Annotated in this window: 6 protein-coding genes; 3 read left to right on the forward strand and 3 right to left on the reverse strand. The window is 40.5% G+C overall.

Features of this window, described 5'->3' with window-relative positions; genetic code table 11:
- Positions 1-2: 2 nt before the first annotated feature.
- Positions 3-851: a hypothetical protein gene (locus ACLI09_RS04485; protein WP_411418385.1), complete on the reverse strand. Its 849-nt coding sequence runs from the start codon at positions 849-851 to the stop codon at positions 3-5.
- 184 nt (positions 852-1,035) lie between these two features.
- On the opposite strand from ACLI09_RS04485, the gene ACLI09_RS04490 reads away from it, so the two are divergent.
- The gene (locus ACLI09_RS04490; protein ID WP_411418386.1) at positions 1,036-1,800 is read left to right on the forward strand and encodes a Kdo domain containing protein; all 765 of its coding nucleotides are present in this window, start codon (positions 1,036-1,038) and stop codon (positions 1,798-1,800) included.
- 41 nt (positions 1,801-1,841) lie between these two features.
- On the forward strand, positions 1,842-2,660 hold the full coding sequence (locus tag ACLI09_RS04495; RefSeq protein ID WP_411418387.1) for a glycosyltransferase family 2 protein: 819 nt from the start codon (positions 1,842-1,844) through the stop codon (positions 2,658-2,660).
- A gap of 48 nt (positions 2,661-2,708) precedes the next feature.
- Here ACLI09_RS04495 and ACLI09_RS04500 read toward each other — a convergent pair whose 3' ends face one another.
- The gene (locus ACLI09_RS04500; protein ID WP_411418388.1) at positions 2,709-4,550 is read right to left on the reverse strand and encodes a glycosyltransferase; all 1,842 of its coding nucleotides are present in this window, start codon (positions 4,548-4,550) and stop codon (positions 2,709-2,711) included.
- 9 nt (positions 4,551-4,559) lie between these two features.
- Positions 4,560-5,375 carry a 2,3,4,5-tetrahydropyridine-2,6-dicarboxylate N-succinyltransferase gene (locus tag ACLI09_RS04505; protein WP_411418389.1) on the reverse strand — a complete coding sequence of 272 codons (816 nt, stop codon included), beginning with the start codon at positions 5,373-5,375 and terminating at the stop codon, positions 4,560-4,562.
- Positions 5,376-5,501: 126 nt separating this feature from the next.
- Between ACLI09_RS04505 and ACLI09_RS04510 the strand changes: the two genes are divergently transcribed.
- The gene (locus ACLI09_RS04510; protein WP_411418390.1) at positions 5,502-6,242 is read left to right on the forward strand and encodes a class I SAM-dependent methyltransferase; all 741 of its coding nucleotides are present in this window, start codon (positions 5,502-5,504) and stop codon (positions 6,240-6,242) included.
- The last annotated feature ends 246 nt before the right edge of the window (positions 6,243-6,488 follow it).

Raw genomic sequence — 6,488 nt, forward strand, 5'->3', positions numbered from 1 at the left:
GCTTAAAAAAACCGTTTAAACTTAAACTTCTGCCCCAGGTTTTTTGTAAATATCCGGAAATGGTTAATTTTTGGCAAATTATTTTTAAGATTAGCTAAGACCTCCTGAATGCCTCCGCCTTCTGCAAATTCAAGTTTTGTCCACCACTTTGGGTTCATCGGATGGAAGTTGCGCGCGGCGGCGTAATTGTCTTTATTAAGGCCTTTCCAAAATGCAACATACTCATTGGTATTAAAGTCGTTCGCATGTCCCCAGTTAGCAAGTTTTTTTGCAATTTCTTCTTCGGTACGTGCCCAGGACTGGTGTAATACTAAAAAAGGGACTATCACCCTGTACTGCCTGGTATTACGGCCCTTTTTATAATCAGGATTGTTAGTCGCGAGCGGAAAAGGCTCGGGGTTTTTTATATACAAAATACCGTCTTCAACCTGCTTAAATAGTGTGATCCATAATGCCGAAACCTGCGTGGGTCTCCCTTTAAATGAGCGGTTTTTCTTTAAAAAATCTACTAAACCTTTAAAATTTATAAAATACTCATCTGCATCAAGCTGAATAGTCCATCCCTCGCCCATACGGGCAGCGAGCATATTTCGTTCCCTTGTTTCATTTTCTAAAGGGCTAAGTTCCGGAGTGTAAAAATCGTCCCTGTAGATGGTTATTTTATTTTGTGTGTCAAAAGTTTCAATCCATGTAAATATAGACGGGTCTATCGTAAAGGTACCACCCTTCCAGGTGCGCAGGCCTTCATCAATCGCAAGGGTAATAGTATCTGCGTGCTCATAAATCGGCGGGATAGCATTTTTTAAGAGCTCATAATCATACGATACTAATATTCCAACATTTATCTTCATAGCTTTTCTTTGCGGCAGCCAAATATAAACTTTATTTTTTTATAACTCATAAACGTAGCCGGGCCTTTAAATAATTACGTTAAAAGCACTCCGTAAAAGTAGATTACGGAACTGATTAATAAGTGCCATAAAATTGCCTATTTTTGCCGAAATAAATTTTTGCTGCAATCACAGCGCCTCAACTATGCACAAAGTTATAGCTCCGCAATTTATACAGGATTCTGCCGCCATAGAAAGCATGGTTAAAAATTTTTCTACCACAGGTACTATGTTTGTGGCAGGTAGGCGAAATACTATTAAAACATTTCCGCTGGGCAACAGTATCCTTAATATTAAATCGTTTAGGAAGCCTAATATTATTAATGCAATGGCTTACCGCTTTATAAGGAAGTCTAAAGCGCGGCGTTCTTATGAGTATGCTAACGCCTTATTGCAAAAGGGGATAGGCACACCGCAGCCTTTTGGTTATTACGAAAACCTGGGCACACTGGGGCTTAAAGACAGTTACTATATTAGCGAACACCTGGTGCCTGACCTTACTTTTAGGGAACTGGTTGAGGTGCCTGACTGGCCCGGGCATGAAAATATATTGCGGCAGTTTACACGCTTTTGTTTTGAACTGCATGAAAAGGGTGTACTGTTTAAAGATCACTCACCCGGCAACACGCTTATTGTAAATAAAGGTAACGGGCACTATGCTTTTTACCTGGTTGACCTTAACCGTATGGATTTTTATGACCGGCTGGATTTTGATTTACGGATGGATAACCTTAAGCGGCTTACACCAAAAGAAGAAATGGTAAGGGTAATGAGTAACGAATACGCTAAACTTTATGGCAGGCCCGAAGACGAGTTATTTGAAAGCCTTTGGCAAAAAACCTGCGAATTCCAGCGAAAATTCTGGAGGAAGCGTATGATTAAAAAAAGGCTGAAATTTTGGAAGAAATAATTGCAGGAATATTAGCGTAAGCACAAAGTAAACAATAATTGATGAAGGCATCTGTAATAATGAGCACCTATAATGCTGAGGCATGGCTTGAAAAAGTGCTGTGGGGCTTTAGTGTGCAAACCGAAAAAGACTTTGAAATAATTATTGCCGATGATGGTAGTGGCCCTGCTACAAAACAACTTTTAGATAACCTTGTAAAACAGTTGCCTGTACCTCTTACCCATGTGTGGCAGGAAGACAACGGGTTCCAGAAAACACAAATACTTAACAAGGCCATAATGGCTTCTCGAAGCGATTACCTTATTTTTACCGATGGCGATTGTATTCCGCGGGCCGATTTTGTAGCAACGCACCTTGAGAATAGGAGAGAAGGGTATTTTTTATCGGGGGGATATTTTAAGCTACCTATGCAAACATCAATAGCAATAAGAAGGGATGATATACTTTTGCAGCGCTGCTTTGATGTAATATGGTTAAAGAAGCATGGGCTCAACACAAAAAAAACAGGAAAGCTTACGGCAAAAGGTTTTAAGGCGAAATTTTTGAATTTTATAACCCCTACAACGGCATCGTGGAACGGGCATAACGCATCTGCCTATAAAAAGGAACTGATTGCTGTAAATGGTTTTAATACCAGGATGCAGTATGGCGGCGAAGACCGCGAGCTGGGCGAAAGGCTTTTTAATAAGGGCTTAAAAAGCAAACAAATTCGCTACAGCGCTATTTGCATACACCTTGACCATGCACGTGGTTATATAAGCGATGAGGCCTGGAAAAATAATAATGAAATAAGGGAATATACCCGTAAACATAAAGTAATTCGTACACTAACAGGTATAGAAACGATACAGGTTCCCTAAAAGATTTCTAAATTCTTTACAATAAACGTTTAAGAGGTATACTATATATTAAATAGCCTGGTGTACGGGTTGGGTAATTATATTTGTTTTCAAAAAATCGAGAAGCGTGTCTTCAAAAAGTTCATATCGTAGTTTTTTGTAAAGTTCTGTCGCTTCTTCTTTAAACTCTTTTGGGTGCCTGTTACCATATAGTTCAGGATAAAAATCCTGCAAATGCACAGCACTATGCCTGTGGGTATCGGTAAGCATGTTCCATGAACTTTTGTTTATCCATGGCGAAAATACCGTAAATGTAGGTACATCAAGCGCTTTTGCCATATTTACTGCACCGCCTTCATTGCCTATCAGCGCGTTGCATTGCGATAGTATAGCGAGCATCTGCCTGAGGTCGTTAGTATAAAAATCAAAAATAATCTTACTTTGTGTCTCAGGCTTGCATAGGTTGTATATTTCCAGTGCTTTTTCGGCCTGTTTCGGCATATAATTAAACAGCAGCTGCGCGTTTGTATGCTGTGCTGCGGCATCGGCTATTTTAGCCATTTCTATTGCCGGAAGGCTTTTTATATCGTCACTCCCCATTACACTTAGCATAATAACGGGCAGGGCCATATTAAGCTTTTCTCCAAGTAGGTGTTTTGCGTTTTGAATTTCCTGCGGTTCAAGGTATATTTTAGGAAAGTTTACCGGAAGTGTGGTGTGGGTAAAAGCCTCGGCAAGCTGCACGCGGTGCACGAGCGCAGAGTTTTTTATGCGCCAGTCCGGCTCTACGGTTTTATCATAAAAAAATGAGGTATACCACTTTTTAAATCCAATGGTTGTATTAGCGCCGGATATTAATGATATAATGCCGCTCTCCCATTTACTGTAAGCATCAATAATGGCAGTATAACGCTTTTTGCGTATGGTAAGCGCAAATTTTAAAAGAGCAAACCTGCTTTTGCGCTGCTGCTGGCTAAACAATATAAGATGGTCTATGTTAGGATTGTTTTGCACTACGGGCCTTGTAAAGTCGTATATCAGGTAGTCTATCTGCGCGTCAGGATACTCAGCGCGTAAAGCGTCGCATATTATGCTGCTGGCCAATACATCGCCTATCATCTTTTGCTGAATGACAAGTATTTTTTTAGACGCCCTGTTCATTTCCCGCAGGTATACATAGCGCATATATACATGGTAACCCAGTATACGTGCCACTTCGTATCCTCGTTGGCCGTTTATAAAACCTAACTTTAGTACATAGTATTTAAAAAACCTGAATGCAGGCCGTACAGTAAAGTGTAGTATATTAGTTTGTATGCCTTCCTGGTAAAATTCTTTAGCCTTAAGGCGGCTGTATTGCAGCCTTTTTTGCAGAAAGTCTTCCCGGTTTTTAAACGAGTAATGTTCAATGGCATTCTTTAGCACACGGCTTTTGCCGGTAATGTTCAGCTGTTCGTGTACTAATTTATCGCTATACCTGCACTTAGACTTACGGAATATGCGTGCTGTGCGGTCTTCATTAAAATTGTTATTTACTAAGGGTTTGTCCTGGTAATAAAAAATACGCTTTACCCAAAACGCGGTTTCCTTTGGTGCTTCCTTAAAAATAGCCTTTATTTCCTGGATGCCTTTTGGAGTAATGCGTTCATCGGCATCAAAAAATAATACCCAGTCGTTAGTAGCAAGGTCTATAGTATAATTGCGTTGTGACGAAAAATCGTCAAATACCCGCTGGTAAAATTTTACGTGCGGGTATTCTTTTTGTATTATTTCGGGGGTAGCATCGGTACTATAAGAGTCTACTACAATAATTTCATCTGCAAACGAAATGTTATTGAGGTATTCTCTTATATTGTGCTCCTCGTTATATACTATCGCGAGAGCCGTTAATTTTACTGCTTTGCTTTTCATTCGCAAGTTTTAAACCGCTACATCATATTCCCTAAGGGCATTATTAAGCGATGTTTTCAGGTCGGTACTTTCTTTACGTTTCCCTATTATAAGCGCACAGGGTACCTGGTATTCTCCGGCAGCAAATTTTTTAGTATAACTTCCGGGTATTACCACACTTCGTGCCGGAACTATACCTTTCATTTCTATCGGTGTCCCTCCTGTTACATCTATAATTTTTGTAGATGCGGTAAGGCAAACATTCGCACCCAGTACAGCCTCTTTTTCTACGCGTACTCCTTCCACTACTATGCACCGGGAGCCTATAAAAGCGCCGTCTTCTATAATTACGGGTGCAGCCTGCAAAGGCTCAAGTACTCCGCCTATGCCTACACCACCACTCAGGTGTACATGTTTGCCTATCTGGGCGCAGCTGCCTACGGTTGCCCACGTATCTACCATGGTACCTTCGTCTACATAAGCGCCTATGTTTACATAACTCGGCATTAATATAACACCCGAAGCTATAAAAGCCCCATACCTTGCCACGGCATTTGGCACTACCCGTATACCTTTTTGGGCATAATCGCGTTTCAGCAGCATTTTGTCGTGGTATTCAAATATCCCTGCTTCAAGCGTTTCCATTTTCTGTATAGGAAAATACATAACCACGGCTTTCTTAACCCACTCGTTTACCTGCCATCCGCCGTCAAGAGGTTCTGCAACCCTTAGTTTGCCGGTATCAAGAAGTTCAATAACTTTGCGTATGGCAGCAGTTGTAGTTTCGTTTTGCAGCAGGCTGCGGTCTTCCCATGCCTGCTCTATAATAGTTTGTGTGTTGTTCATTGTAGTGCATTCCATTTCGGCAAAGATAGCAATCTGATTAAATTATAAATGCGTTTGCGATAAATATCCTATTTGATACGCAGTTAAATCACATTTCTTAACGATAATGTTTTTAACTTTGCTATTATGAATACTACTAAAGACAATTTTTCTGGTCACGCGGCTGATTATGCAAATTACCGCCCTTACTATCCGGCCGAAATGATACAATATATCGCCTCATTTGTTAAAGACAAGAGTAAAGCGCTTGATGTGGCTACGGGTAACGGGCAGGTAGCGGTCGCGATGGCATCTTTTTTTAAGGAAGTATATGCGACTGACATCAGTGTAAACCAGCTTCAAAACGCTAAAACCGCTCCTAATATATATTATAGTGTAGGCAGGGCAGAAGTAACCGGTTTTGCAACTGGTACTTTTGACCTGGTTACCGTTGCCCAGGCAATACATTGGTTTGACTTTGGTGCTTTTTACACCGAAGTGCGGCGGATACTTAAGCCTGATGGCGTATTCGCTGTGTTAGGTTATGGGCTATTATATACTAATTGGGAGGCCGACAAGATAATACACTCCTTATATAAGGAAGTGTTGGGTGATTATTGGGATGCGGAACGGCATTATATAGATGAAAATTATGAAACCATACCATTTCCGCTAAAGGAAATCGAGGTGAAAAAGTTTATGAATTCTTTTACATGGACGTTTGAACAGCTCATAGGCTACCTTAACACATGGTCGGCAGTACATCATTATATAAAGGAGAAGGGGCAAAATCCGATAGATATCATTAAAGATGAACTGTATAGCGTATGGCAGGCATCAGATAAGCAGGTGAATTTCCCTCTTTTATTGCGGTTGGGCCGGTTTTAAGCTGGCTTCTATGCATAATCACTAAAATTTCTCCTGTCCGTGCGATACGATTTGAATAATTTTCAGTAGAAAGATGCTATAACTGGCAAAAAACATTTTTTTTGCAAATAACCGGAAAAAACTTTCGTTTCCATTTGTTTTGTTATCAAATAGTTAAGGGTGGCTTTGCAAAAAGGCTAAAAATAACCCTTTAAAAAGTTTGGAAAAGCGGAATGTTGGTGTACTTTTGCACCCGCATTACGGCAG

The sequence above is a fragment of the Flavobacterium sp. RHBU_24 genome, assembly GCF_046613695.1.
Classification (GTDB): Bacteria; Bacteroidota; Bacteroidia; order Flavobacteriales; family Flavobacteriaceae; genus Flavobacterium.

What these genes read in the sequence shown, in the direction of transcription:
- ACLI09_RS04485 (WP_411418385.1), bottom strand. Translation starts at nt 851, where the DNA reads ATGAAGATAAATGTTGGAATATTAGTATCGTATGATTATGAGCTCTTA.
- ACLI09_RS04490 (WP_411418386.1), top strand. Translation starts at nt 1,036, where the DNA reads ATGCACAAAGTTATAGCTCCGCAATTTATACAGGATTCTGCCGCCATA.
- ACLI09_RS04495 (WP_411418387.1), top strand. Translation starts at nt 1,842, where the DNA reads ATGAAGGCATCTGTAATAATGAGCACCTATAATGCTGAGGCATGGCTT.
- ACLI09_RS04500 (WP_411418388.1), bottom strand. Translation starts at nt 4,550, where the DNA reads ATGAAAAGCAAAGCAGTAAAATTAACGGCTCTCGCGATAGTATATAAC.
- ACLI09_RS04505 (WP_411418389.1), bottom strand. Translation starts at nt 5,375, where the DNA reads ATGAACAACACACAAACTATTATAGAGCAGGCATGGGAAGACCGCAGC.
- ACLI09_RS04510 (WP_411418390.1), top strand. Translation starts at nt 5,502, where the DNA reads ATGAATACTACTAAAGACAATTTTTCTGGTCACGCGGCTGATTATGCA.